Here is a 26,149-nt window from a genome sequence, read left to right on the forward strand (position 1 = left end):
CGAAAAGCCCGCCTTCACGGCGGGCTTTTCGTTTAGGGCTCAGGGCCTGCGCGCAGGCGAGCCAGCTCGGCACCGGTGATGCAGATCGCGAGCCAGGAGGCGCCCAGCGCAAAGCCTGCCAGCACGTCGCTGAACCAGTGCACCTGCAGCACGATGCGGCTGTAGCCGACCAGCAGCGCCAGCCCGATGGCGGCCAGCATCAGGGGCAGGTGTGCCGCGCGCGGGGTGAAGCGCATCAGCAGCCAGGCCAGCATGCCGTAGGCCACCAGCGAGCCGGAAGAGTGGCCGCTGGGAAAGCTCCAGCCCTCGGCGTAGGTCCAGCCATGCTCATGGAGGGGACGGCTGCGCTGGAACAGTTCCTTCAGGGCGCGGTTGAGCAGGCCGTTGCCGGCCAGGGCGATGACCCAGGCCACTGCCAGCCGGCGCTCGCCGCGGCGCAGCAGCAGCAGCGCCACGACCATGCAGAGCGCGGTCAGCGTCCAGGCATCGCCGAGATGGGTGAGCAGCGCAAAGGCGCGCAGCGTGCCAGGCTGCAGGCGCCGGGCCAGTTCGCCCGCCAGGTCCTCGTCGAAGCGGCCCAGCGACCGATCCAGGCCGATGTCGTCGGCCAGCTGCAGGAACAGCGACAGCGTCGCCAGCAGCGTGGCGAAGCTGAAGCACAGATACCACAGCCATTCGCGCCGGTTGAAGAAGTGGCTGCGGCGCAGGTGGCGGATCAGCGCCCAGGACAGCGCCGCCAGGCCCAGCAGGGCGGAACAGAGCACCGCGAACGTCGCCAGCGGCTGGGCGGCGACGAAGCCGGCGAGCGGAATCACGTCCCGCGGTCCAGGGCCAGCTCGCTGCGGCGGGCCAGGCCAAAGCGCCGCGACTCCGGCAGGTAGTCCCAGCGTTCCACCAGGCAGCGGCCGTCGGCGGCTTCGTAGCGCAGCAGGTTGACGGAATTGTCCACCTCGGAGCGGATGCGGTGCGACACCGCGGTGCCGGCCTGTACGCCCCAGGCGCGGCGCGGCAGGCCGGGATAGCGGTCGGACAGCAGGCCGACCGAGGGAAAATGGATATGGCCGCCCAGCACCAGGTCGGCACCGGCTTCGGCCCAGGCCCGCACGGCCGGCCCGGCTCCATGCAGCAGGTTGTGTTCGTCGCGCGGCCGCACCACGTGCACCGGCTGGTGCGTCACCACGATGCGCAGTTGCCGCGGCGTGGCGCGGCGCAGCCGCTGCGCGACACGTGCGACCTGCGCCGCGGAAACCTCGCCGTCCTTGTGGCGCCGCGGCCGCGTCGTGTTGACCCCGATGGCCAGCAGCTCCGGCATTTCCAGCACCGGCTCCAATTCGGGACCGAAGGCCCGGTGGAAGGCGGCATAGGGCCGCAGCCAGCGCGCCAGGGGCTGCAGCAGCGGGATGTCGTGGTTGCCGGGCACGGCCAGCATCGCCGGTATGCCCAAGCCGTCGAGATAGCGCCGGGCCGCGTCGAACTGCCCGGGGCTGCCGCGCTGGGTGATGTCGCCGGAGACGATCAGGACCTGCGGCCGCTCGGCCTCCGCGAGCGCCTGCAGCGCCTGCATCACCGGCGGCCGCTCCGTGCCGAAATGGGGATCGGAAACCTGGAGCAGCAGCGTCATGCCGGCTCCACGCGCTGGTCCGGGCGCGGCACCATCAGCAGCAGCGGCTGCGGCGCCACGCGGAACTGCAGCGGGCTCCGCAGATGGAAGACCTCGCCGTCGGCCGCCACCTTGATGCGGCGCTGCCGCGGCGTGCGCACCGTGAGCTGGCGCAGGCAGAAGCTGGTCACCGTTTCGGCCTCGCCCAGGCGGCCGAGCGCGCCGCGCAGCAGCAGGCCCAGCATGCTCAGCCCGCGGATCGGCCGGAGCATGATCGCGACCAGCCGGCCGGCTTCCAGCGCCGGCGCTTCGGCAATGCCGATCTGATCGAGCTGCAGGCGGTTGTTGCCGACGAACAGCGTCGGTGTGCGCAGGCACACGGTTTCGCCTTCCAGTTCGATGCACAGGTCCAGCTGGCGCCGTTCACGCAGCAGCGTCACCAGGCCGGCCAGCAGCGCCACCGGGCGGCTGCGGCCGAGCTGGCGCTTGTAGGCTTCGCGGTCCTCCAGCAGTGTCGGGTACAGGCCCAGGCTCGCATTGACCAGGAACAGGCGATCGTTGACCAGGCCGGCCTGCACCGGCCGCAGTTCGGCGGAGAGCAGCGCCCGCACGGCGGCTTCGGTTTCCTGCGGGATGCCGTGCGTCCGGCCGAAGTAGTTGAACGTGCCCTGCGGCAGCACCGCAAAGGGAAGGCCCGCCCCGATGACGGCCTGGGCCACGGCATTGATGGTGCCGTCGCCGCCGGCGGCGACCACGACGCCCTGCTGTTCTCGCGCCAGGGCCACGGCCTGCCGCGCCGCGGCCACCACGCCACCGCCGTGGGCAGGCAGGAAACGGTGTGCGCGGTCCGCGGCGCCCAGCAGCGCCGCGATCTTCGGCTGGATCTCGCTGGCGTGCCGGGCACCGGATCCGGCATTGATGACGATGAACAGCGGTCCGTCGCTGCGGGGCAGGGTCATGGTCGGGCGGCCGATGGTCGTGCCGCTCAGACTGCCACAAACGCGGCCGGGTTCAATCCGGCTCAGGCGCCGCGGTAGAAGTCGGGCGCGCCCGGCGGCTGGCGGCGGAAGCGCTTGTAGCCCCACCAGTACTGCTCGGGGCAGTCCCTGACGCACTGTTCCAGGCCCTGGTTCATCGCGGCGGTCGCTTTCTCCACGTCGGGGTCGTGGATGCCGGCGGGCGCCTCGACGTAGTGGGCGACGTAGCCGCCTGCCCAGGGCAGGCGCTCGCCGAACATGAACACCACCGGCGAGCCCGATTCCTGCGCCAGGCGCGCGATCAGCGTCGGGGTGTGTGCCGGCACGCCCATGAAGGGAACGAACACGCCGCGTCCCGGCGGGGGATCGTGGTCCGGCATGTAGTAGACGCCCAGCCCCTGGGCCAGCAGCGGCAGCGCTGCCTTGCGCACGCCGGCCTCGGCCGCGACCATGCGGCCGCCAAAGCGGCAGCGTCCCTTCAATGAAAGCGCATTGAGCGCGCCCTTCTGCGGCTTGTAGAGACCGTAGAACGGGAAGTTGGCCGACATCGGGATGGCCACGGCCTCGAAGGCGCCCTGGTGCAGCGTCAGCAGGATCACGCCCTTGCCCTGGGCGAAGGCGCGCTCCAGCACCTCGATGCCGCGCCACTCCTTGACCGCGTTCTTTACCGGTCCGCCGGGGCCGAGCCAGACGCGCGCGGTCTCGATGTAGGTCTTCATCTCATGGCCGAGGGAGGCCCGAGCGATGCGCCGCTGCTCGGCTTCGGACAGCTCCGGCATGCACCGGCCGATGTTGCGCAGCGCCACGCGCTTGCGCGAGGACGAGGTGACCCACAGCAGCCAGCCGGCGAAGGCGCCAAGGCCCTGCAGCACGGCCAGGGGCAGCCATGCCAGAACGTGGAAGAGGATGGACATCGGGGCACCGCGACGATGAAGGTCGCGCATTCTACCCGGTCATCCCCGGGACTACCCCGCCCGCGGCCCCAGCCTTGCCGAGGCGTCGCGGACCAGTTCGGCAAACAGCGCCGTTGCGTCATGGTGGCGCATCAGGGGCGCTGCCTGGCCGGCCCAGAGCGACATCAGGTCGGGCCGGTCCTGTGCGCCGGCGGCCTTGCGGAAACTCCCCGTGAACCAGTTCTGGATGGGGTAGGGAAAGGGCGGGACCCCCGAAGCGCTCATCTCTTCCAGGAAGCGATTGCGGATGCCGCGCGCCAGGCGCCCGCTGAACACCCGCGTCAGCGCGGTGTAGCGATTGCGTTCGTCGAACAGCATGCGCCGGTGGGGCGTGCTGGCCGAGGACTGCCGGCAGGCCAGGAAGGCCGTGCCGATCTGCACGCCTTGTGCCCCGAGCGTCAGCGCGGCCGCGATACCGCGGCCGTCGGCGATGCCCCCGGCGGCGATCACCGGCGTCTTCACGCGGTCCGCGACCGTCGGGATCAGCGCGAAACTGCCGGTCAGCGAATCCTCGGCCGGAGCCAGGAACGACACCCGATGCCCGCCGGCCTCGAAGCCGGTGGCCACGATCAGGTCCACGCCGGCCGCCTCCATCGCCACCGCCTCGTCGACCGTGGTGATGGCGCCGATGGTGACGATGCCGCGTCGGCGGCATTCCTCGAGGATGCGCGGCGAGGGGATTCCGAAGACGAAGCTGAAGGCTGGTGGACGTGCTTCCAGCACCGCCTCGACCTGTTCATCGAAGCTCTGGCCGTAGCGCGCCGGCATCGGCGGCGGCTCCACGCCCAGTTCTTCGTAGTAGGGGCGGAAGCGCTCGATGCCGGCGGCGAAGACTTCCGGCGTCAGCGACAGGCCGCCCTGGTCGTGATTCGAGACCCACAGGTTCAGCGCATAGGGCTTGTTCGTCCGTGCGCGGATCGTCGCGTCCAGGTCACGGATCTGTGCCGGTTCCAGGTGGTGCACGCCGAAAGACCCGAGTCCGCCCGCCTCCGATACCGCCGCCAGCAGGTCGACCGAGGACAGGCCGCCGCCGAAGGGCCCCTGCACGATGGGATAGCGCAAACCCAGCTTCCGGCTCACCGCGGTGTCCTGCCACATGCGAAGGCTCCTGGTTCGAGGTGGCGGCACTATACTGCGCTGGTTACCCTTGGTAACCCGTTTCCGGAAATAATCACGTTACCCGCAGGTAACCGGAGGTCAGGCATGGTCAAGCTCCGAAGAAGCCGCGTCGAGCCGCCGCCGGAGGTCTGTCCCCTCGGCGAATGCATGAGCCTGATCAGCGGCGCCTGGTCGCCGCATGTCATCTGGTATCTGCGCGACGGTCCGCGCCGCTTCGGCGAGCTGCGCGCCGACATCAAGGGCGTCTCGGCCAAGGTGCTGACGGCGCGCCTGCGCCAGCTGGAGCGCGACGGCGTGGTGATCCGCCGCGAGGTCGCGAGTTCACCGCCCACCGTGGAGTATGCGCTCAGCGAACTGGGCGCCGAGCTGCGGCCGGCCATCGCGGCGATCGTCGACGTCGGTCACCGGCTGAAAAGGCGCAACTAGGGCCAGTCAACGCTTCACTTCAAGCAACGATGCTGACGCCGTGCGAGGTCTCGTCGGTGAGGATCTCGAAGGCGGCGCGGCTGTCCGTGCGCAGCGTCCGCGACGGCATTCCCGCGCGCTCCAGAGTCACCTCGCAGGCGGCGATCTTCGAGTTCAGGCAGGTATGGTCGCCGCCCGGCGGGTTCATGTAGCGCAACCCCACGAAATCCTCGCGCGCGGCATGCATGCGCCCGTGGATGCGCAGGCCGCGCCTGCGGCTGTCGAAATGCCACTCGAAGAACCGCCAGTCGCCGCTGGCGCGCAGCGCCTGCAGCGGCGTATTGAGGCGGTACTCCTCGCCGTCCAGTCGCAGCACCATCATCGTCAACCGCGGCGTCTGCAGCGGCCCGATCTTCAGCTGCGCCGAGATCGCCTCGAAGAACGCCTCTGGTGCATCGTCGAAGCCGGCGACCTGTCCCCAGGCGTAGCGGTCCGTGTGCTTGCTGCCCCAGTTGTGGTTCTCGCTGCCCAGCCAGTCGTCGACGGCGATGCACCGGCCGTCCACCTCCAGCTGGCCGGAGAAGCGCACCAGTGGCCGCGGCGTCACCGCCTTGGCCTTGGGGAAGCCCCCGTCGTAGAGCGCGGTGGGCAGGAACAGCAGCGGCGGGCCGCCGCCGCCATGGCGCAGGTCCCAGCCGATGCGATGCGGACCGACGGCCTGGCCCTGCGCCCTGCCGTGCTGCAGCGTCGCCGCGCCGATCCGCAGGTCCAGGCCCTGGCCGGAAAAGACGCAGTCACCCATCGGGATTTCCGACTTCGCCGCGCAGAGCCGCCCTTGCTCGCGGTGGAAGTACACCGCCCACAGTTCGCCGATCGCATCCTGCGGCCGGCCCTGCGGCGCGAAGATCGTATAGCGCAGCCAGAAGGCCTCGGCGCGCTGCGGATGGTTCGCGCGCAGGAACCAGCTTTCGTAGTGTCCGGCGGACTGTCCGCGGCGATACCTCGCGCCCTGCCAGTCCGTGGTCATTTCAGCCGGCCCGCCGTTCCGTGATGGCGAGCATGTGGTTCTCGCCGCCGAGGTCGAGATAGAGCTGCCGCTCGGTGACCGTGACCGACAGGCTGTTGCGCCGTTCCAGCCTCCCGGCGATGGCGGTGATCAGCGGACGGTCGAAGCTGTAGACCGGGATGTCGGCGGCGCGGTGGATGCGCTGCCCGGTGTACTGCGCCAGCAGTTGTTCCGGGTCGCGGTGCGTGTAGACCGCGGCGCGTCCCGCCAGCTTGCTGCCGCGGTGCAGGCGCTCCGGGTCGGGTGCGCCCACCTCGATCCAGGCCGTCACGCGTCCGGTGAGGTCGCGCACCATCACGGCCGGCTCGTCCACGGCGGCAATGCCCTCGGTCAGCAGGATGCCGTCCTGGTATTCCAGGCAGTAGGCCAGCACGCGGATCAGCATGAACTCGGCGGTCTCCGAGGGCTGGCGTGCCACGCGCAGTTCCAGGTTCTCGTAGACGCCGCGGTCCATGTCGGCGAGCTGGATCGCGAAGTGATGCAGGGTAGCGGTCTGTGCCATGGCGCCGGAGTGTAGCGAAAGCCCGGCGGCTTCACCCGCCGGCACCGTGCTCCTTGAACCAGGCGTCGGCCAGCCGGGCCAGCTGCTGCGTGAACTCGGGCTGCAGGGAGAAGTGGCCGAAGTCGAGTTCGGCATAGCGCCGGGGTCCTGCCAGGCGCAGGAAGCTCTGCCGCGTCACCTCCGGCCGCACCATGCGGTCGCGCGTGGGGTTGGTGACCAGCACCGGCACCGCTTGGTTCTGCTCGAAGGGGATCGCTGCCGGCGTGCCGAGCACGCTGGCGAAGTAGCGCGCCGTGACCGTGGTCAGGATATGCGGATCGCGGCGCCAGAGCTCGTGGAAGCCGCCGTCCCAGTCGCGCCGGTCGAGCATCTCGCGGAACTTCGCCAGCGGCCGGTACGGCAGCCGCAGGCCGGGAGCCAGCCGGGCCAGGCCGCGCATCAGTGCGCGGAACAGCGGCGGCAGCAGCGGCAGCCGTGCCAGCACGGCAAAGCGCGTGAACTCCAGGGCGGTGCGGGGATCGCCGAAATCGTAGAGGTTGTGGCAGAGCACCGCGGCGGGCGGATCGCCGTCGCGCGCCATGGCCGCCGCCGCGAAGTAGGTGAGCCCGCTGCCGACGCTGCCGCCGCCGAGGTAGAGAGTGCCGCCATACTCCTGCCGGGCCCAGCGCGCCACGTCCACGATGTTCTGCACGGCCTCGTCGATGGTGAAGTCGCCCATCGCGCCGCCCGAGCGGCCCTGGCCCTTCTGGTCGGGCAGCACCACGGTATAGCCGAGCGCATGGCAAGCCATGGCCAGCTTCACGAAAAGCCCGCCGTAGCCGCCCCCGCCATGATTCAGCACCAGCAGCGGTGCGCCACGCCGCGGCTGAGGGTAGATGTCCAGATGCAGCGTCACGCCGGTGGACGGCAACTGCCGCACCTGCAGCACGCGGCGGATCCGCTCGATCTCCGCGGTGCTGTAGTAGCGGTGCCAGTAGGGTGCTGCGGGGGCGGAAGCGTTCATCGGTGCGGAGCCTGCTCGGGAGGGATCTTCCGCGGCGGTTTGCAGCCCGCCGCGGGCAGGCACAGAATGCGAATAATCCGTCACATTGTCGATTCGCATCCGCCCATGCCTGCCGCGTCGCGCCGCAAGCGCCCGAATCCCCAGCTGAAACAACCCGTTCAGGAGCGTTCGCGGTTCACCGTGGCGGCGATCCTGGAAGCCGCTGTTCAGGTTTTCGAGGAGCATGGGCATGCCGCAGGCACCACGGCGCGCATCGCCGACCGTGCCGGCATCTCGGTAGGCTCGCTGTACCAGTACTTCCCCAACAAGGACGCGATCCTGGTGGCCCTGGCCGAGCGGCATCTGGACGACGCCGAGGCGCAGGCGCGCCGCCTGCTCGATGCGGCGGCCGGAGGCGACCGATGGCCGCTGGAGCTGCTGCTGGAGGCGCTGGTGGCCGCGTTCCTGGCCCTGCACCAGCAGCACCCCGGCCTGCACCGCCTGCTGTACGAGGGAGGGCTGCTGCCGGAACAGACGCGCGAGCGCCTGCGGCAGCTGGAGCGGCGCTATGGCGAGGAACTGGCCCAGGTGCTGGCCCGGCATCCCGAGGTGCGGCGCGACGACGCCGAGCTGCAGGCCTGGTTCGTGATCCAGATGCTGGAGCACTTCACGCACCGGCTGGTGCTGGAGCCGCCGGCGCGCAAGCTCCGGCCCGCGGTGGCCGGGGAACTGAAGACGGTGCTGCTGCGCTACCTGAAGGGCTAGGGCCTGTTGACACTACGGCCGTCGCACCGACGGCCGTAGTGTCAACAGGCCCTAGCGAAAGCTCTGGAAGAGCCCGTTCGTGCTGAGCCTGCCGAAGCGCGGGAGGACCTCCCCGCTGCTGGCCCGCGAGTTTCCGTCCAGCCCCTCGGCAAGCTCAGGGCGAACGGCAAGGCTCCGGAGTTTCCCTAGCGCCGCGGCGGCAGCGGCACCAGCGCGGAAACCTTCTTCATGTGGTCCGCGTAGGCCGGACGGCGCTCGACGCTGCGCTGGTCCATCAGCGGGATGCTGGCGAAGACAAACATCGCCGTCATCGCCAGGGCTCCCGGGATCAGCCAGGCCCAGTACTGCGGCGCGGCGGCCAGGCCGAACAGCATCAGGCCCCACCAGAAGCTCAGCTCGCCGAAGTAATTGGGGTGGCGCGACCAGCCCCAGAGGCCGCTGGTGATGAACTCGCCCGGCTTTTTCTTTTTCGCGATGTAGGCATGCAGCTGCAGGTCCGCCACGGTCTCGATGGTGATGGCGCCCAGCGTCACGATGAAGGCCAGCGCGTCGAGCCAGCCCAGTTCGCCCTGGCCATAGCGGATCACCGCGTAGACCGGCAGGCAGCCCAGGAATACCTGGAAGGTGGGAAACAGGTGGATGCCGAAGAAGTCGGCCAGGAGCTCGGCCTTGCCGGCGCGCTGGCGGACCAGCGGATAGCGCCAGTCCTCGTGGTGCAGGCCGCCCCAGAAGGTGGCCCAGTTGGCCGTGAGGCGGATGCCCCAGAGCCAGACCAGTCCCACGACCAGCGCGATGCGCGCCGGGTTGGCGCCGGCGTCGGCGTTGAGCCAGCACCAGTACACCGCCAGCAGGGGCGGGATCACGCTCCAGTAGGCGTCGTAGAAACTGGAGTTGCGGTACTTGCGGCTGAAAGCGAAGATCACGATGGTGGCGGCGATGTCGCCCGCCAGCGCGTCATAGGGCTGTGGCAGTCCCAAGCCCAGCATCACGGCCAAGGCCAGGCCGGTGCAGATGACATACGACACCACGATCGGCGCGAAATCCGACTTGCTGGCCATCCTGTATCCCCCCTCCGGGATCGGTGCTGCGTTTATTTTGACCACTATGACGCCGCCATCCAGGGGCAACCTCGTCTTGGCGGAGTAGGGCGGGCCGGAACCTGCGGGACCGGCTGGCGGTCGGAAGCCGGTGAACCTATCCTCAGGCCCATGAACCTCCTTGCCCGCTTCCTGGGTGGCGTCTCCGAGCGGATCGCCGCCGTGGTCCTCGCGGTCGCGGCCGCGCAGTTCCCGGTCTACTTCCTGGCCTACGGCAACACCCTGGCCGGCGCGCAGATGGAGGCCGAGGCGCGCTACCGCGAACTGCTGGCCGAGGCGGCCACGCTGCACCTGGGCGTGGAGGATTTCGTGCGGCGCCACGAGGAGAACGCCGACGCGGTGTTCCAGGCCTCCGGGCGCATCCACCGCAGTACCCTGGAGCGCTACCGGCGCTACAGCGCCATGCAGGAGGCGCTGCGCAGCGCCCCGGCCTGGGAGCGCCCACTGGTGCTGGCGCGCAACTTCGACCCGGCCATCCATGCCGCTGCGCGCTTCGAGCCGGGCCTGCCACTGACGCTGGAGGCGGGCGCCTATGCGCTGGCCGGCCTGCTGCTGGCCTGGCTGCTGACGAGCCTCGTCGGCCTGGCTTTCCGGGGGGGCGGCGCGCGGCGCGCGGACAGTTTCCGCTAGCGCGGCGCCAGGATGCTCTTGGTGACGGTGGCGCGGGCCACCACGTCCTCGCCGACGCGTGCCTCGGCCTCCATGAAGGCCACCGAACGCCCGCGGCGGATCACGCGGCCGCTGAAGACCACGCGGTCGCCGGCCCTGGCGCCCCGCATCAGCGAGACATGGATGTCGTGGGTGACGGCGTTGTGCCCCTCCGGCAACTCGCTCAGCAGGGCGGCGTAGCAGGCCATGTCGCAGATCGTGTAGACGTTGCCGCCCAGGAACATGCCGGCGGCGTTGACCATGTCTCCGCCCACGTCGATCTCGATGCGCGAACGCCCGCCGGCGGCTTCGATGCGCTCAACGCCCATGGCGCGGTGCAAGGGGTGATCGACCACGTACGGCAGGAACTGCTCCAGCGAACTCACGGCTTCTGCTCCGGCAAGGGACCTTGCCGCCATTCTGGGGCAGCGCCGCGGCCGGGGCACACCGCGCCTGGACGGTGCAGGGGCCGGCGTCAACGGCTATCCTCGGCCACCGCAAATCCAGGGGAGCCCCGCAATGAGCCAGTACCAAGCCGTCGTCTTCGGCGCCACCAGCTTCGTCGGCCAGATCCTGGCGCGCTACCTGTTCCAGCGCCATGGTGCGAATGGCAGCTTCCGCTGGGCCCTGGCCGGGCGCTCCCGCGGCAAGCTGGAGCAGCTGCGCGACAGCCTGGGCGCCGATGCCGCGGCGCTGCCGCTGGTCATCGCCGACGCGGCCGACACTGCGGCCCTGCGCAAGCTCTGCGAGTCCGCCGACGTGGTGATCTCCACCGTCGGCCCCTACGCACTCTATGGCTCGCCGCTGGTGCAGGCCTGCGCCGAGACCGGCACCGACTACTGCGACCTGACCGGCGAGGTGCAGTGGATCTGGCGCATGATCGCGGCGCACGAGGACACCGCCCGGCGCAGCGGCGCGCGCATCGTCCACTGCTGCGGCTACGACTCGATTCCCTCCGACCTCGGCGTGCACTTCCTGCAGAAGGAGTCGCTGCGCGAGTTCGGGGAGCCCTGCACGCGGGTCAAGATGCGCGTGAAGACCCTGCGCGGCGGCTTCTCCGGCGGCACCGCAGCCAGCCTGATGAACGCGGTGGCGGAAAGCGCCCGCGATCCGGCGGTGCGTCGCATGATGGGCGATCCCTACGGCATCTGCCCGCCGGAATTCAGCCAGGGCCCGCGCCAGCCCAACGTGACCTTCGCCGAGTACGACGAGGACGCACGCAGCTGGCTGTCGCCCTTCGTGATGGCCGCCATCAACACGCGCGTGGTGCACCGCTCCAATGCGTTGACCGGCCGCTCCTACGGCGCCGACTTCCGCTACGACGAGGCCGTGATGACCGGTCCGGGCCTCAAGGGCCGGCTGGTCGCTTCCGGCACCGCCCTGGGCCTGGGCGGCTTCATTGCGGCGACCGCGGTCGGGCCCACCCGCCGGCTGCTGGAGAAATACGTGGTGCCCCAGCCGGGCGAGGGCCCCACGCCGGAGCAGCAGGAGAAGGGCCGTTTCGACCACCGCGTCTTCGGCGAAACCGCCTCGGGCCGCAAGCTGGTGGTGAAGGTCACCGGCGACCGCGATCCGGGCTACGGTTCCACCGGCAAGATGCTGGGCGAGGCCGGTGCCTGCCTGGCGCTGGACAAGCCGAAGGACCAGCTTGCGGGTGGTTTCTGGACGCCGGCCACGGCGCTGGGCGATGCGCTGGTGCAGCGGCTGGTGGCGCACGCCGGCCTGACGTTCGAGCGGGTGGGCTGACGCGTCCTGGGCGATGCCTGAACGGCATCGCCCGCCCTCTGGTCCGCCTCTCCCGACAGCGGCACTGGGGATTCTGCCTGCCTCCTAGGTCAAGGCCTGCACGATCCAGGCGCAGCCCGCCGCGAACAGGCCGATCAGGAACACCATGTAGCCGGCCTGCACATACCTGAACTTGTAGCGCTTCAGGTACTGGCCCATCTCGTAGATCTCGCGAAGCTGCATCTCGTAGGTCTTGGCCGGCGAGCTCATGACCTCTTCCATCTCGCGCAGGTACTGCTCGTAGCTCAGCGTGGTGAAATGGGCAAAGAACAGCAGGTTGCGGCTGGGCGTGGCCTTGGCGCCGCTGCCCAGCTTGGGCATGGCGGCGATGATCGCCAGGCAGACCGAGGCCAGGCTGAAGACGGTCAGGATCAGGGCCGGCAGGCTGTCGCCGCCATTGGCCTCGCGCGCCGCCAGGGTCAGCACCACCGAGGCGGCGATCATCAGCATGTTCGCCTTGGTATCGGCGGTGATGCTGAGCGTCATGTGATGGATGCGCGTCTGGCGCACCAGGATGTCCAGGTGCGCCGCGCCCTGTTCGATGCGCAGCGGCTGCGGACTGGGCGGGGCGAGGTTCGCCGGTTCGTTCATCGGCCGTGGTACTCCGGTCTATTGCTTCAGGTGCCGCGCCAGGAAATCCACCACGGCATCATTGAAGGCGTCGTTGCGGTCGCCGGCCACCATGTGTCCCGCGCCGGCGATGTCCGCGATCTCGGCCTGCGGGATCAGTTCGCGCAGGCGCTGCGCGCCTTCCAGGCTCACCACGTCGCTCTGGCTGCCGCGCACCAGCAGGGTGGGAACCTTCACGTTCCGCGCGGCGCCGCTCATGCGGGCCTCGTAGGCATCCAGGTAGGCGACATGCTCCTCCTGGCTCACCGCGATGATGCGCGGGTCCCAGTGCCAGTAGAGCCGGCCGTCATCGCCGCGGCGCAGGTTCTTCATCAGGCCCGACGGGTCCCTGGGCCGCGGCCGGCCGGGGTTGTAGGCGGCCACCGCGTCGGCGGCCTCCTCCAGGCTGGCAAAGCCGCCGGGATTGGCCGTCATGAAGCGGCGGATCGCCTCGACGCCCTTGCGCTCGATGGTCGGTGCCACGTCCACCAGCACCAGCGCGGTCGCCAAGGGGAATGCGCTCTCGCCGATCGTCGTCAGGGAGGTGATGCCGCCCATCGATGCGCCGACCAGGGCCGGCGGCGCCCGCAGCGTGGCGATCACCGCCTTCAGGTCCGCCACCATCGCGTCGGTGGAGTAGTCGCCGTCCTCGGCCCAGCCGCTGCCGCCGTGGCCACGGGCGTCGTAGGAAATGGCGTGATAACCCTCCGCCACCAGGCGCTTGAAGGCCTTGGACCAGGCATGGCGGGTCTGCCCGCCGCCGTGCAGCAGCACGACGGCAGGGCGGTCGGGAGAGCCGCCGATGTCGGCGGCCAGCGGCAGGCCGTTACGGCCGGCCAGGGTTGTCGTGGTCATGCCCGCAGTTTACCGCCGCTGCTGCGGGGAATGCGGGTTTCCCCTGGCCGGTCTCCTGCAGGCCCTAGGGCACCAGCGGCTGGGCCAGCGGCGACTCCGTGTCGTCCACGAAGACCTTCAGCACCTGGAACTGTCCCGGCAGCAGGATGCCGGTAGCGAAGGCGTGGTTGGTGACCAGCAGGTTGCCCTGGCCGTCGAAGGCGACGTTGGCGGGCGAGTCGTAGGGCCTGAAGGGGCTCAGCAGCGGGTTCTTCAGGCGTGCCGACTCCGTGCCGTCCGGCTCCAGTACCGAGATGCCCGAGGAGCCCGGCAGGGCCAGCGTCACGTAGAGCTTGCCGGACTTGCCGAAGGCGAAGCCGTCCGGCCCGCCGGCGAGGTAGCGGTGGAATACCTGCAGGTCCTCCTTCTGCGGCTGCGCCACCAGCGGCAGCGTGTAGATCGAGCCGCGACCCAGCAGGTCCACTGTCACGCCGATGAACACCTTCGTGCGATCGGGCGACAGGCGCAGGCCGTTGACGCCGATGTAGGGCGAGGCGAAGCGGCTGTCCTGGAACCAGACTTCCGGCGCGCCGCCGCCCGGCGGGATGCGCCAGATCGTCGCCTGCATGGAGTCGGAGACATAGGCGTTGCCTTCGTCGTCGAAGACGATGTCGTTGGGCAGGCTGGGCAGGTTCAGCGGCGTGGGCGAGCAGGGCTTCTTGCCCAAGCCCAGCGCGCAGGTCGGCAGGTTGGGAAAGGGCTCCGAATAGCCGGTCTGCACCTCGGTCTGCAGGTCCAGGCGCCAGGTGCCGATCTGGTTGTTCAGCACGTAGAGCCGGCCGGCACCGTCGAAGGCCAGGCAGGAGTTGGCGTGCTCCGAGCCGAAGACCTTCTCGCCCTGCGTCAGGAAGGTCCGCGTCAGTTCGCCGCTGCCGAGGTCGAACTCGAAGACCCTCGAGGGCTTGTTGTTGAGCGAGGTGCCGAAGGTGGCGGGGCCGCCGACGTAGAAGCGGTTGCCCTTCACCACGATGCCCTCGGGGAAGCCGTTGGGCACCGGCACCTGCGACAGCACCGAGACGTCGCCGAATTCCGCCGCGCCGGCACCGCCGGCGACGAGGCACAGGCCCGCGAGGGCCGCCTTGAACATCCTGTTCATGATTCCGCTCCCTGGTTTGCGCGGACTGCGCGCCAGGGACTATACGCCCCTGCCGACAGGGCAGAAGCGGCATTCAGTCACGAATGGGAAAGTTCCTACAGCCGCTTACGCGGCGGGGTAGCCCAGGCCCTTCAGGGCGCCCGCCACCTCGTCGAGGATCTTCGGGTCGTCGATGGTGGCCGGCACGGTGTAGGGCTTGCCGTCGGCGAGGGAGCGCATCGTGGCGCGCAGCACCTTGCCGGACCGGGTCTTGGGCAGGCGCGCGACAATGGCCGCCTGCTTGAAGCAGGCCACGGCGCCGATCTGCGAGCGCACGCGTTCCACCAGTTCGCGCAGGATCTCGTCCTGCGGCCGCCCGACGCCGGCCTTCAGCACCACCAGGCCCACGGGCAGCTGGCCCTTGAGCGTATCGGCGGCGCCGATCACGGCGCATTCGGCCACGTCCGGGTGCCCGGCCAGCACTTCCTCCATGGCCCCGGTGGACAGGCGGTGGCCGGCCACGTTGATGATGTCGTCGATGCGGGACATGATCCAGCCGTAGCCGTCGCCATCGACATAGCCGGCATCGCCGGTGAGATACCAGCCGGGGTAGCGCGCCAGGTAATTGTCGCGGTAGCCCTGTTCGTTGTTCCACATGGTGGACAGCGTGCCCGGCGGCAGCGGCAGCTTCAACACCAGGTTGCCGATCTCGTCGGCACCCAGGCGCTTGCCGTCGGCGTCCAGCGCGCAGAGCTCGAAGCCCGGCACCGGCACCGTGGAGGAGCCCGGCTTCACCGGCATCGGCTCGATGCCCTGGCAGTTGGCGATGGCCGGCCAGCCCAGTTCGGTCTGCCACCAGTGGTCCACCACCGGCACCTGCAGCATCTGCTGCGCCCACTGGATGGTGTCCGGATCGGAGCGCTCGCCGGCCAGGAACAGGGTGCGCAGGCAGGAGAGGTCGTACTTCTTCAGCAGTTCGCCGCGCGGGTCTTCCTTCTTGATCGCGCGGAAGGCGGTGGGCGCGGTGAAGAAGGTGCTGACGCGGTGCTGCGAGATCACCCGCCAGAAGGCGCCGGCATCCGGCGTGCCCACCGGCTTGCCCTCGTAGAGGATCGTCGTGCAGCCCTGCAGCAGCGGCGCGTAGACGATGTAGGAGTGGCCCACCACCCAGCCCACGTCGGACGCGGCCCAGAACACCTCGCCGGGCTTCACGTCGTAGACTGCCTCCATGGAGTAGCGCATCGCCACCGCGTGGCCGCCGTGGTCGCGCACCACGCCCTTGGGCTTGCCGGTGGTGCCCGAGGTATAGAGCACGTAGAGCGGATCGGTGGCCGCCACCGGTACGCAGTCCGCCGGCGCGGCGGCGGTGGCCGCCTCCTGCCAGTCGACGTCGCGCGGTGCCTGCAGACTGGCCACGGCCTGCGGGCGCTGCAGGACGATGCAGTGCGGGACCTTGTGGGAGGACAGTTCCAGTGCCTGGTCCAGCAGTGGCTTGTACTCGATGATGCGCCCGGCCTCCACGCCGCAGCTGGCGGACACCACCAGCACCGGCTGGGCGTCGTCGATGCGCTTGGCCAGTTCCGGCGCGGCAAAGCCGCCGAACACCACGGAATGGATCGCACCGATGCGCGCGCAGGCCAGCATGGCCACGGCCGCCTCCGGCACCATCGGCATGTAGATCACGACGCGGTCACCCTGCCTGACGCCCTGGGCGCGCAGCGCGCCGGCGAAGCGTGCCACCGTGTCTCGCAGTTCGCGGTAGCTGTAGTGGCGCACCGTGCCGGTCACCGGGCTGTCGTAGATCAGCGCGGCCTGGTCGGCGCGGCCGTTCTCCACATGGCGGTCCAGCGCGTTGTAGCAGGTGTTGAATCGGCCGCCGGCGAACCAGCGGTAGAGCGGGGCGTTGCTGTCGTCCAGCACCTTGCCCCAGCGCTGGTGCCAATGCAGCTTCTCGGCCTGCTCGGCCCAGAAGGCCTCGGGCTCGGCCAGGGAACGGCGGTATTCGGTCTGGTAGCGGCTCATCGCTTTCTCCTGGTGGGCGACGACGGTCCGCTCATGGCGAGTAGCCTCGTGAGCGCAGCGAGCGTGCGTATCGCGCCACGTTCGCCACGGTCCCTCGATACGCGACGCTGCGCGGCGCTACTCGGGGTGAGCGGTCCGTTGAGGGTTAGGCAGTTGCCAAACGGCTCTTGATGTATTCCAGCATCTCCTTGCGCACCAGCTTCACCTCGGGGAAGAGCGCCGAGAACAGCGGGAAGGCATGCGGCAGCAGCGGCCAGATCTCGCACTTCACGTCGACGCCGGCGGCCTTGGCGCGGCGCGCCAGCAGCACCGTGTCGTCGGTCAGCACTTCGTTGTTGGTGGCCAGCATCAGCATCGGCGGGAAGCCGGTGCAGTCTGCATAGAGCGGCGAGAGTTCCGGGTCCGATGCATCCCAGTCGCCGGCGAACATCTCGTCCACGCGCTGCAGCGCCGCGATCGGCAGGATCGGGTCGGCATGGCGCTTCCAGGTGCGCGAGGGAGGGCCATGGATGCGGCCCATCTCCGTCGCCGGAGAAACCGGGATCACGCAGGCCGGCATCGGCCAGCCGTTCCTGCGGATGCGCTGGAGCAGGCCGATGGTCAGGTGTCCGCCCGCCGAGTCGCCGCCCAGGACGATGCGCGAAGGCGCATGCCCCAGGTCCAGCAGCGCGCGGTAGGCGCGCTCGCAATCGTCGAGCTGTGCCGGGAACTTGTTGCGCGGGGCCAGGCGGTAGTCCGGCAGGAAGCCCGAGCCTCCCATCTTCGAGGCGAACCAGGCCACCATCTCCAGGTGCGCCGAGGGCGCCGCCGGCAGGATGAAGGCGCCGCCGTGCAGCCACAGCAGCACCGGCTTGTCGGTGTCGGCCAGGTTGCCATAGACATGGCCCGGCACCCGGCCGACGATGGTGTACTCCTCCGTCAGCCCATGCGTGTTGGGACAGCGCATGTGCGTGGTCAGCAGCTGCATCTTCGCGACCTTCTCGTCCGAGCCGCGGATCATGCGCGCCAGCCATGGGCGCAGGGTGTGCCGGAGCAGCCACACGATGATGCGGCTGCGCAGGCTGATGGCCATGGGCCGGTAGACCACGCAGCTTTCGACGGAAGCCGGCAGCAGGGGCTGGCGGGAGGCGGGGACGGCGGCGTTCGGGGCGTTCATGGCCTGCGGCTAGGGGCGTTCTAGGGCCTACAGCTTACATCCGGAACACGCCGTAGCGGGGATCGCCGATCGGGGTGTTCAGCGCGGCCGACAGCGAGATGCCCAGGGCGTTGCGCGTGTCCACCGGATCGAGGATGCCGTCATCCCAGATCTCCGAGGTGGACCAGTAGGCGCTCTGCTTGCGCTTGAACTCCCCCAGCACCGGGTCGCGGATCGCGTCGATTTCCTCCTGGGACAACTTCTTGCCGGTACGGGCAAGCTGGCGGATCTTCACGTCGGCCAGGGTGTTGGCGGCCTGCTCGGCGCCCATCACCGAGATCTGCGACTGGGGCCAGCTGAACGTGAAACGGCTGTCGAAGGCGCGGCCGCTCATGCCGTAGTTGCCGGCGCCGAAGGAGCCATGGCACATCACGGTGAACTTGGGAACCTCGCTGTTGGATACCGCCATGATCATCTTGGCGCCGTCCTTGGTGATGCCGCGGCGTTCGTACTCCTTGCCCACCATGAAGCCGGTGATGTTCTGCAGGAAGACGATCGGCGTGCGGCCCTGGTTGCACAGTTCGATGAAGTGCGCGCCCTTGAGCGAGCTGTCGTTGAACAGCACGCCGTTGTTGGCGAGGATGCCGACCTTGTAGCCCCAGATGTGGGCATAGCCGCAGATCAGGGTCTTGCCGTAGTTGGGCTGGTACTCGTGGAAGCGCGAGCCATCGACGATGCGCGCGATGATCTCGTGCATGTCGAAGCCCTGCTTGATGTCCTGCGGCAGCACGCCGTAGAGCTCGCTCGGGTCGTAGTGCGGCTCCTCGGGAGGCTGCCATTCGGTATGGGCCTTCTGCGGCCGCTTGAACTGCGCCACGATGTCACGCGCGATGGCGATGGCTTCCTCTTCCGAGGAGGCCGGGTAGTCGGCGGTGCCGGAGACGCTGGTGTGCATGTCGCAGCCGCCGAGGTCGTCGACGCTGACTTCTTCACCGGTGGCGGCCTTCACCAGCGGCGGGCCGGCGAGGAAGATCGCGCCGGTGCCGCGCACGATCACGTTGTAGTCCGACAGGCCCGGCACGTAGGCCCCACCCGCGGTGCAATGGCCCAGCACCACCGAGACCTGCTGGATGCCCATCTTGGAGAGCATGCACTGGTTGCGGAAGATGCGGCCCGCCATGTACTTGTCGGCGAACAGGTCGGCCTGCAGCGGCAGGAAGCCGCCGGCGGAGTCGCAGAGATGCACCACCGGCAGGCGGTTCTCGATCGCGATGTCCAGCGCGCGGACGGTCTTCTTCACCGTCAGGGGGTACCAGGCGCCGCCCTTGACCGAGGCGTCGCCGGCGTTGATCACCACCTCGCGGCCGGAGACGATGCCGATGCCGGTGACGCAGGCCGCGCCCGGCACCTCGCCGTCATAGGCCTCGTTGGCCGCCAGAGAGGAGAACTCCAGGAACGGCGTGCCCGGGTCTAGAAGCAGCTTGATGCGCTCGCGCACCAGCAGCTTGTTCTGCTGGCGCAGGCGGTCGATGTCGCGCTGCGGGCGATCATGGCGCACCGCGCGCTGCTTTTCCTTGAATTCCTCGGCCAGCTTGCGGTTGTGCGCGGCATTGGCCTGGAAAGCGGCGGAGGCCGTGTTCAGTTTGGACTCGATACGCTTCACGACTTCTTCTCCATCGGTTCCAGGCTCAGCAGCAGGGCGTCGCGGTCAAAGGTCTGGCCCTTTTCGTAGGTGACGGCCGCCACCGTGCCGTCGCGCGGCGCGGCGATGGTGGTTTCCATCTTCATGCTCTCCATCACCAGCAGGGTCTGCCCCTTGGCCACGGCGTCGCCGGCCTTGACCGAGACGCTGACGATGCTGCCCGGCATCGGCGCGCGGATGTGGTCCTCGGCGCTGCCGCCGGCCTGCGCGGCCAGGCGGTCCAGCGGATGCTGATAGCGCAGCTGGTAGGCCTCGCCGTCCAGGTGCACGAAAACGTCGTCGCCGCGGGTGGCGATGACGACCTCGATGTGGCGCTCGCCCAGCGTCAGCCAGGCGCGGCCGTCGGCGCCGGTCTTCAGGTCCACGTCCACCACCTGCTCGCCCAGGTGCAGGCGGTAGGCGCTGGCGGAGCGCGAGAGTTCCAGGTTGTGCTCGGCATCGCCGAGCTTGAATGCGTGATGCATGTCGATGCGCTCCTTAGTTGCGCCAGCCGCCCATGGCGGCATGCATGTCGGGTACGGCGTCGGCGACGTCGCGCATCGGACGCGTGCTCAGCGCCGCGGCGCCCAGCAGGGCCTGCAGCGTTTCCGCCGGCATTTCCGGCTCGGCCGCGATCTGCGGGTTGGCGTCCAGGAAGCCGGTGTGCACGTCGCCGGCGACGAAGGCCGGGTGCTGCAGCAGGCGGCGCAGGAAGGCGGTGTTGGTCTTGCAGCCCAGCAGCACGGTCTCGCGCAGCGCCTTGTCGGCGCGGGCAATGGCGTCGTTGCGGTCGCTGCCGCGGATGATCAGCTTGGCGATCATCGGGTCGAAGGCGGAGGTCACTTCGCCGCCCTGCAGCACGCCGCTGTCCCAGCGCACGCCTTCGCCCTGCGGCGGGTGCAGCACCAGGATCGGGCCGGTGGTCGGCGTGTAGCCGCGCGCCGCGTCCTCGGCGTAGATGCGGAACTCGATGGAGTGGCCGGAGGACTTCACGTCGGCCTGGCCATAGCCCAGCTTCTCGCCGGCGGCGACGCGCAGTTGCTGCAGCACCAGGTCGATGCCGGTGATTTCCTCGGTGACCGGATGTTCCACCTGCAGGCGCGTGTTCATCTCCAGGAAGTAGAACTCGCCGCCCTGGCCGAAGATGAATTCCACGGTGCCGGCGTTGCGGTAGTTCAGCGAGCGGGCGATGCCGGCCGCGGTTTCGCAGATCTTCTCGCGCAGCGCGGCGTCCAGCGCCGGGGAGGGCGTCTCCTCGACGATCTTCTGGAAGCGGCGCTGCACCGAGCACTCGCGTTCGAACACGTGCACCACGCTGCCCTGGCCGTCGCCCAGCACCTGCACCTCGATATGGCGCGGGTTCTCGATATAGCGCTCGCAGTACAGGCGACCGTCGCCGAAGTATCGCTGGCCTTCGGAGCGGCCGCGCTCGATCTCCTGCTCCAGCAGGGTCAGGTCGCGCACGATGCGCATGCCCTTGCCGCCGCCGCCCGCGCTGGGCTTGATCAGCAGCGGCGCGCCGACCTTGCGCGAGCGCTCGACGAAGGTCTTGGGGTCGTCGTCCTCGATCGCCGAGGGGGCGACCGGGAAGCCGGCCTTCTCGACGAAGTTGCGCGCGCGCACCTTGTCGCCCATCAGGTCGATCTGCTCCGGCGTGGGACCGATGAAGCGGATGCCCGCCGCTTCCACGGCGGCGCAGAAGCCCTTGTTCTCGGACAGGAAGCCGTAGCCCGGGTGGATCGCGCCGGCGCCGCTGGCCTGGGCCGCGGCGATGATCTGCGCGCCGTCCAGGTAGCTGGCCACCGGCGTCGGGCCGGTGATCTCGATGGCCTGGTCGGCCATCTTCACCGCCGCGGTGCCGCGGTCGGCGGCGTGGTAGACGACGATGCCCTTGAGTCCCAGTTTCTGCACGGTGCGCAGCACGCGCACGGCGATCTCGCCGCGGTTGGCGACGAGGACGGACTGGAAGGGCCACTTCGAAACATCGGGTTGGGCTGTTGTCATGGGTTCACTTCTTCGGCAATGCCTTCTCGATGCGGCTGGCGATCTGGGACAGCCGCTCCATTTCCTGCTTCAGGCCGGGACCGGACGGCCTGGCGATGCCCTCGCAGAGCAGCGCGGTGAGCTGTTCGGCCAGGGCGTCGATATCCAGTCCGCCGCGGCCGCAGATGTAGTTCCAGGTGCCATGCTCGATGCCGCCGTAGACCAGGTCGCGCAGCAGCGTGGCCGGCAGGTCGGCGCGGAATTCGCCGCTGCGCATGCCTTCCTCGACAACCTCGAGCAGGAACTGCGTGTAGCGGCGGTTCATGTCGTGCAGGTCCGAGCCGTGATAGTCCTGCTCGGAGCGCACCTCTCGGAACATCAGGCGGCAGAGCAGCGGGTAGTCGCGGATCGAGCGCAGGTGGCGCCAGACGAGCAGGCGCAGGCGGCCGCGCGCATCGCTGACCCCGGCGAGGTCGCGGGCGTAGTCGCCGAACATCTCCTCGTACCAGTGCTCCAGCACCTTGAGCAGCAGCTCGCGCTTGCTGGCGAAGTACTTGTAGATGGTGCCTTCGACCACGCCCATGCGGGCGGCGATCTCGGCCACCGCGGCGGCCTCGTAGCCCTTCTCGCAGAAGACATCGCGCGCCGCCCGCAGGATCTCGTCCACGCGCTGTTCGCGCGCGAGGCGGACCACCGGCTTCTTGGCGACGGTGCGAGTCATCGGCTAAGCCTCGGCGCTCGCCCGTTCACCCTTCGACAGGCTCAGGGCGAACGGGCTGGGAGGACAGTCCGTTCGGGCTGCGCCTGTGGAAGCCTCGCGCGTAGCGCGTACCAAGGTCATCATGAGCATCAGACCGCCAGGTCCGCCGGCACGTCGATCTCGAAGTCCATCAGCACCTGCGCCAGCATCTTGCCCTGCGGGTCGTAGCGCAGGCTGGCCATGCCGCCGCCGCCCAGCGCGCTGTGCATCAGGAAGTTGAAGCCGTTGAGCCCCGGAATCTCGAAGCGCTCGACCTTGCCCTCCACGAAGTGGGCAAAGTACTGCTTCACCGCGTCGGCGGTGAGCTGCCGCGCCAGCCAGGGCAGGTACTCCGGCTTGCGCGCCAGGATGCCGATGTTGGCGGCATCGCCCTTGTCGCCCGAGCGGCCGTAGGCCAGCTTGATCAGCGGGACCTTCTTCGTCGGGCCCGCAGGGGCAGCGCCGGCAGAGGCCGGGGCGGGCAGGGCGGCGCCGTCGCCATAGGCCACGGGCGGGGCGGCAAAAGGCTTGCCGTCGACCTCGATCGGCAACTGGTCCTTTGGTACCAGGCAGGAGAACAGGCGCACCAGCGGCGTCGGCGAGGGACGCCCGCCGGAGAAGCCGGTGATGCCCTGCGCCATGGCCGTGGCCGGCGGGATGAACTCGCGGCCGAAGATCTCCAGCGCGTTCTTGTCGGCATGCTGCACGGCGAGCTTCAGGATCACCTCGCGCGCGTCGCGGCGGCGGCTGTTGGCGCCCCAGTTGGATTCGGCGCCCAGCACCTCGACGTCCGTGCGGTCGTAGTCGGCCAGGCCGCGCCTGGCGAACATGGCACGGGTACGCTTGAGGATGGCTGCCGCCACCGCCTCGGCCTTCTTCACCGCATCCACGCCGCCGATCATCATCGTGCCGGTGGTGCGGAAGCCGTCCTGGTAGGTGGCGGAGACCTTGTACTGCGAGGTCGGCGCGCGGCCCTTGGCGCCGCTGACTTCCACGCGGTTCTCGCCGACCTGGGTCAGCCGGAGGTGGCGCCAGTCGCAGGTCACGTCCGGCAGCAGGTAGGCGGAGGGGTCGCCGATCTCGTAGACGATCTGCTCGGCCACCGTCTCCGGCACCACTCGGCCGCCGGTGTTGGCCGGCTTGGTGGCGATGAAGGAGCCGTCCGGCCGGCAGATGGCGATGGGGAAGCCCATGCGGTCCCAGTCGCCGGCGACCTTGTCCCAGTCGGTGCTGACGCCGCCGGTGGCCTGCGCGCCGCATTCCACCACATGGCCGGCGAGGCTGCCGGCGGAGAGCTTGTCGAACTCGTCGGCCTTCCACTGGAACTCGTGGATCAGCGCGCCCAGCACCACGGCGCTGTCGACGCAGCGGCCGGTCAGCACGATGTCGGCGCCGCCATCCAGGGCGGCCGCGATGGGGAAGGCCCCCAGGTAGGCGTTCATGCTCCAGAGCTTCGGCGGCATCGCCGTGCCGCTGAACATCTCCTTGACACCCGCGAACTCCGCGGCGCGCGGCAGCAGGTCGTCACCCGTGACGATGGCCACCTTCAATTCGATGCCCAGGGCCTTGAGCTTTTCCTCGATCGCCGCCTTGCAGGCCTGCGGATTGACGCCGCCGGCATTGGTGACCACGCGGATGCCCTTTTCCTTGAGCCTGGGCGCCAGCGAGGCGACCACCGAGGGAAAGTCCGTGGCATAGCCGGTATTGGGGTCCTTGGCGCGGGCGCGCGCCAGCAGGCTCATGGTGATCTCGGCCAGGTAGTCCAGCACCAGGTAGTCGATCTCGCCGGAATCGACCAACTGCTTCGGGCCTTCCGCGGAATCGCCCCAGAAGCCAGCGCCGCAACCAATGCGTACTTCTTTTTTCATCTTGATGTCTCCACGGACTCTCTGTGTCCGTTCGCCCTGAGCCTGTCGAAGGGTTTGCGGGCTGAATCAGTTACCCGTGAAATTCGCCGGACGCTTCTCCTGGAAGGCCGCCATGCCTTCCTTGGCGTCTTCGGTGCTGGACATCACCGGCACCATGGCCTGGGCGAACTCCAGGGACTCGCGCAGGCTCATGTCGCGCATCGCGTTGTAGGCCTGCTTGCCCAGGCGGATCGCCGTGGGCGATTTGTCGGTGACGCGGGCCAGCAGCCAGTCCAGCTTGGCGTCCAGTTCGGCACGGGGCACCACGTAGTTCACCACGCCCCAGTCCAGCGCATCCTGGGCGCTGAACTGCTCGCCGGTGATGCACATCTCCTGCAGCTTACGCGGCGGCAGGATGCGCAGCATGTAGGGCAGGATCATCATCGGCGTGACGCCGATCTTGGATTCCGTGGTGCCGATGCGGATATCGTCGGCGGCGATCGCCATGTCGCAGGCGCAGAGGATGCCGAAGCCGCCGGCCATGACGTGGCCATTGACGCGGGCGATCACCGGCAGGGTGCATTCCTGCAGGCGCTTGAACAGGTCCACGATGTAGTGCTTGGGGCGCGAGAAGTCGACGGCGAAGGCGAAGCCCTTGGCGTTCTTGGCCAGGTCCGCGCCGGCGCAGAAGGCCTTGTCGCCGGCACCGGTCAGCACGATGGCCTTCACCTCGCCGCCGCTCTGGGCGTCGGCGATGGCCTTGTCGATGGTCCGCACGACCTGCTCGTTGAGGGCGTTGCGGCGCTCCTCGCGGTTGATGGTGATCCACAGCACCGCGCCGCGGCGTTCGACAAGGACGGGTTCAGACATGAGCTTCTCCAGGGGATGTTTCGGGATGAGTCCGCCTCAATCCTAGGCGGACAGGCCGCCCGGGCAGCCCACCCCGGCATTTCCGGCAAGGTTAGGCAGGCCTTGGTGAGTCTGCCTCACCCGTTTGTGCGAGATGCCCCGCGAAGCAGGATTTTCCCTTTGTGTTCAGGCGCTTGCGGCCTGTGGAAGAGGGCGTGCCTCGCGGATCGGCAGGTTGGCCGCCGCGGCCAGCAGGGCGAAGGCGATGTCGGCGGTCCACATCCAGTTGTAGTCGCCGAAGCGCGTGATCGTGAGACCGCCCAGCCAGGCCCCGAAGAAGCCGCCGATCTGGTGCGACAGCAGGGTCAGGCCGAACAGGGTGGCGAGGTACCGGGTGCCGAACAGCTTGCCGACCAGGCCCGCGGTCGGCGGCACCGTGGCCAGCCAGGTGAAGCCCAGCGCGGCGGCGAAGACGTAGAAGGTCAGCGCCGTGCGAGGCGACAGCAGGTAGACCGCGATCATCAGGGCACGGCTGGCGTAGATCGCGGCCAGCAGCCATTTCATGCGGTAGCGCTGGCCCAGGGCACCGGCCGTCAGGCTGCCGGCGATGTTGAACAGGCCGATCAGCGCCAGGGACACGGCCGACACGCTGGCCGGCAGGCCGCAGAGCGCGACCTCGCCGGGCAGGTGCGTCACCAGGAAGGCGATGTGCAGCCCGCAGGTGAAGAAGCCCAGGTGCAGGCACCAGTAGCTGCGGTCGGCGAAGGCCGCGCGCACCGCGCGGCCCAGGCCGGGGTCGGTTTCCGCCGGAGCGGGCGCCGCATCGGCGGGCGCGGGCGGCGCGCGCAGGTAGCGCGCCAGCGGCAGCGTCAGCAGGGCGCCGGCCGCCAGCGTGAACATGGCCGCCGCCCAGCCGGCGAAGGCGATCACCGCCTGCGTGATCGGTGCGAACAGGAACTGGCCGAAGGATCCCCCGGCATTGATGAAACCGGCGGCGAAGGGTCGGCGCTGCGGCGGCAGCAGGCGCGAGGTGGCGCCGATCAGGATCGAGAAGCTGCCGGCGCCCGCGCCGGCCGCGGACAGCAGGCCCAGCGAGAGCAGCAGGCCCCATTGCCCGGGCAGCAAGGGCGCCAGCACCAGTCCGCCGGCCAGCATCAGGCCGCCGAGCTGCACCACGCCCACCGAGCCGCGGCGGTCGGCATACATGCCGAACAGCGGCTGGGCCACGCCCCACATGAGCTGGCCCACGGCGAGGGCAAAGCTGATCGAGACGATCGACAGCCCGCTGCTGTCATGGATCGGCATCACGAAAAGCCCCAGCGACTGCCGCACGCCCATGGTCAGCGTCAGGATCGTCGCGGCGACGATCATCAGCAGCCAGGCGGCGCGGGCACCGGAGTCCGGGGTCTGGGTCAT

The 26,149-nt window shown here is 69.4% G+C and carries 26 protein-coding genes; 4 read left to right on the forward strand and 22 right to left on the reverse strand.

Annotated elements, in window-relative coordinates; genetic code table 11:
* Positions 1-32: 32 nt before the first annotated feature.
* From C3942_RS12200 to C3942_RS12220, 5 genes are all read right to left on the reverse strand, one after another.
* Positions 33-815, reverse strand: a complete 783-nt coding sequence (locus C3942_RS12200; protein WP_104230622.1) for a phosphatase PAP2 family protein — start codon at positions 813-815, stop codon at positions 33-35.
* Positions 812-1,621 (reverse strand): metallophosphoesterase family protein, encoded by an 810-nt coding sequence (locus tag C3942_RS12205; RefSeq protein WP_104230623.1) that lies wholly within the window; start codon positions 1,619-1,621, stop codon positions 812-814. Before C3942_RS12205 ends, C3942_RS12200 begins: the two co-directional genes overlap by 4 nt.
* On the reverse strand, positions 1,618-2,559 hold the full coding sequence (locus tag C3942_RS12210; protein WP_104230624.1) for a diacylglycerol/lipid kinase family protein: 942 nt from the start codon (positions 2,557-2,559) through the stop codon (positions 1,618-1,620). Before C3942_RS12210 ends, C3942_RS12205 begins: the two co-directional genes overlap by 4 nt.
* Positions 2,560-2,621: 62 nt before the next feature.
* On the reverse strand, positions 2,622-3,491 hold the full coding sequence (locus C3942_RS12215) for a lysophospholipid acyltransferase family protein (RefSeq protein ID WP_165797433.1): 870 nt from the start codon (positions 3,489-3,491) through the stop codon (positions 2,622-2,624).
* Between the two features lie 51 nt (positions 3,492-3,542).
* Positions 3,543-4,628, reverse strand: coding sequence for an NAD(P)H-dependent flavin oxidoreductase (locus tag C3942_RS12220; RefSeq protein WP_104230626.1), 1,086 nt, complete (start codon positions 4,626-4,628; stop codon positions 3,543-3,545).
* 105 nt (positions 4,629-4,733) lie between these two features.
* On the opposite strand from C3942_RS12220, the gene C3942_RS12225 reads away from it, so the two are divergent.
* Positions 4,734-5,075, forward strand: coding sequence for a winged helix-turn-helix transcriptional regulator (locus C3942_RS12225; RefSeq protein ID WP_104230627.1), 342 nt, complete (start codon positions 4,734-4,736; stop codon positions 5,073-5,075).
* Between the two features lie 19 nt (positions 5,076-5,094).
* Here the strand turns inward: C3942_RS12225 and C3942_RS12230 are convergent, their stop codons facing one another.
* The 3 genes from C3942_RS12230 to C3942_RS12240 are packed head-to-tail and all read right to left on the reverse strand — an operon-like array spanning position 5,095 to position 7,625.
* Positions 5,095-6,081 (reverse strand): hypothetical protein, encoded by a 987-nt coding sequence (locus C3942_RS12230; protein ID WP_104230628.1) that lies wholly within the window; start codon positions 6,079-6,081, stop codon positions 5,095-5,097.
* A 1-nt stretch (position 6,082) separates the two neighbouring features.
* On the reverse strand, positions 6,083-6,622 hold the full coding sequence (locus C3942_RS12235) for a YaeQ family protein (RefSeq protein WP_104230808.1): 540 nt from the start codon (positions 6,620-6,622) through the stop codon (positions 6,083-6,085).
* Positions 6,623-6,653: 31 nt separating this feature from the next.
* Complete coding sequence (locus C3942_RS12240) at positions 6,654-7,625, reverse strand: alpha/beta fold hydrolase (RefSeq protein ID WP_165797434.1); 972 nt, start codon at positions 7,623-7,625, stop codon at positions 6,654-6,656.
* Positions 7,626-7,730: 105 nt separating this feature from the next.
* Here C3942_RS12240 and C3942_RS12245 point away from each other — a divergent pair, with 105 nt between their 5' ends.
* A complete protein-coding gene (locus C3942_RS12245) occupies positions 7,731-8,369 on the forward strand; it encodes a TetR/AcrR family transcriptional regulator (protein WP_104230630.1) in 639 nt (212 codons plus the stop codon).
* 185 nt (positions 8,370-8,554) lie between these two features.
* Here the strand turns inward: C3942_RS12245 and C3942_RS12250 are convergent, their stop codons facing one another.
* Complete coding sequence (locus C3942_RS12250) at positions 8,555-9,427, reverse strand: DUF1295 domain-containing protein (RefSeq protein ID WP_104230631.1); 873 nt, start codon at positions 9,425-9,427, stop codon at positions 8,555-8,557.
* A gap of 150 nt (positions 9,428-9,577) precedes the next feature.
* On the opposite strand from C3942_RS12250, the gene C3942_RS12255 reads away from it, so the two are divergent.
* Positions 9,578-10,096, forward strand: coding sequence for a DUF2937 family protein (locus tag C3942_RS12255; RefSeq protein ID WP_104230632.1), 519 nt, complete (start codon positions 9,578-9,580; stop codon positions 10,094-10,096).
* Here C3942_RS12255 and C3942_RS12260 read toward each other — a convergent pair.
* Positions 10,093-10,500 (reverse strand): PaaI family thioesterase, encoded by a 408-nt coding sequence (locus C3942_RS12260; protein ID WP_207766065.1) that lies wholly within the window; start codon positions 10,498-10,500, stop codon positions 10,093-10,095. The two genes, C3942_RS12255 and C3942_RS12260, sit on opposite strands and share 4 nt — an antisense overlap.
* A gap of 133 nt (positions 10,501-10,633) precedes the next feature.
* On the opposite strand from C3942_RS12260, the gene C3942_RS12265 reads away from it, so the two are divergent.
* Positions 10,634-11,860, forward strand: a complete 1,227-nt coding sequence (locus C3942_RS12265) for a saccharopine dehydrogenase family protein (RefSeq protein WP_104230633.1) — start codon at positions 10,634-10,636, stop codon at positions 11,858-11,860.
* A gap of 84 nt (positions 11,861-11,944) precedes the next feature.
* On the opposite strand, the gene C3942_RS12270 is transcribed toward C3942_RS12265, so the two are convergent.
* The 12 genes from C3942_RS12270 to C3942_RS12325 form a co-directional block, all read right to left on the reverse strand.
* Entirely contained in the window at positions 11,945-12,490 is a 546-nt protein-coding gene (locus C3942_RS12270; protein WP_104230634.1) for a Pycsar system effector family protein, read from the reverse strand.
* Positions 12,491-12,508: 18 nt separating this feature from the next.
* On the reverse strand, positions 12,509-13,363 hold the full coding sequence (locus C3942_RS12275; RefSeq protein WP_104230635.1) for an alpha/beta fold hydrolase: 855 nt from the start codon (positions 13,361-13,363) through the stop codon (positions 12,509-12,511).
* A gap of 64 nt (positions 13,364-13,427) precedes the next feature.
* Positions 13,428-14,498, reverse strand: a complete 1,071-nt coding sequence (locus C3942_RS12280) for an SMP-30/gluconolactonase/LRE family protein (protein WP_207766066.1) — start codon at positions 14,496-14,498, stop codon at positions 13,428-13,430.
* A 105-nt stretch (positions 14,499-14,603) separates the two neighbouring features.
* Positions 14,604-16,598, reverse strand: a complete 1,995-nt coding sequence (locus tag C3942_RS12285) for a propionyl-CoA synthetase (protein ID WP_279331154.1) — start codon at positions 16,596-16,598, stop codon at positions 14,604-14,606.
* 46 nt (positions 16,599-16,644) lie between these two features.
* On the reverse strand, positions 16,645-17,655 hold the full coding sequence (locus C3942_RS12290) for an alpha/beta hydrolase (RefSeq protein ID WP_104230638.1): 1,011 nt from the start codon (positions 17,653-17,655) through the stop codon (positions 16,645-16,647).
* A 34-nt stretch (positions 17,656-17,689) separates the two neighbouring features.
* Positions 17,690-19,297, reverse strand: coding sequence for an acyl-CoA carboxylase subunit beta (locus C3942_RS12295; RefSeq protein ID WP_104230639.1), 1,608 nt, complete (start codon positions 19,295-19,297; stop codon positions 17,690-17,692).
* Complete coding sequence (locus C3942_RS12300) at positions 19,294-19,800, reverse strand: acyl-CoA carboxylase biotin carboxyl carrier protein subunit (protein WP_104230640.1); 507 nt, start codon at positions 19,798-19,800, stop codon at positions 19,294-19,296. The genes C3942_RS12295 and C3942_RS12300 overlap by 4 nt, the downstream gene beginning before the upstream one ends.
* Positions 19,801-19,813: 13 nt before the next feature.
* Positions 19,814-21,319 carry an acetyl-CoA carboxylase biotin carboxylase subunit gene (locus C3942_RS12305; protein ID WP_104230641.1) on the reverse strand — a complete coding sequence of 502 codons (1,506 nt, stop codon included), beginning with the start codon at positions 21,317-21,319 and terminating at the stop codon, positions 19,814-19,816.
* A 4-nt stretch (positions 21,320-21,323) separates the two neighbouring features.
* The gene (locus tag C3942_RS12310; RefSeq protein ID WP_104230642.1) at positions 21,324-22,019 is read right to left on the reverse strand and encodes a TetR/AcrR family transcriptional regulator; all 696 of its coding nucleotides are present in this window, start codon (positions 22,017-22,019) and stop codon (positions 21,324-21,326) included.
* A 128-nt stretch (positions 22,020-22,147) separates the two neighbouring features.
* Positions 22,148-23,905: an acyclic terpene utilization AtuA family protein gene (locus C3942_RS12315; RefSeq protein WP_104230643.1), complete on the reverse strand. Its 1,758-nt coding sequence runs from the start codon at positions 23,903-23,905 to the stop codon at positions 22,148-22,150.
* A gap of 66 nt (positions 23,906-23,971) precedes the next feature.
* The gene (locus C3942_RS12320) at positions 23,972-24,754 is read right to left on the reverse strand and encodes an enoyl-CoA hydratase-related protein (RefSeq protein ID WP_104230644.1); all 783 of its coding nucleotides are present in this window, start codon (positions 24,752-24,754) and stop codon (positions 23,972-23,974) included.
* Positions 24,755-24,919: 165 nt separating this feature from the next.
* On the reverse strand, positions 24,920-26,149 hold the full coding sequence (locus tag C3942_RS12325; RefSeq protein ID WP_104230645.1) for an MFS transporter: 1,230 nt from the start codon (positions 26,147-26,149) through the stop codon (positions 24,920-24,922).

Origin of the sequence: Solimonas fluminis (assembly GCF_002930645.1) — a bacterium.
In the GTDB taxonomy this organism is placed as follows: domain Bacteria; phylum Pseudomonadota; class Gammaproteobacteria; order Nevskiales; family Nevskiaceae; genus Solimonas_A; species Solimonas_A fluminis.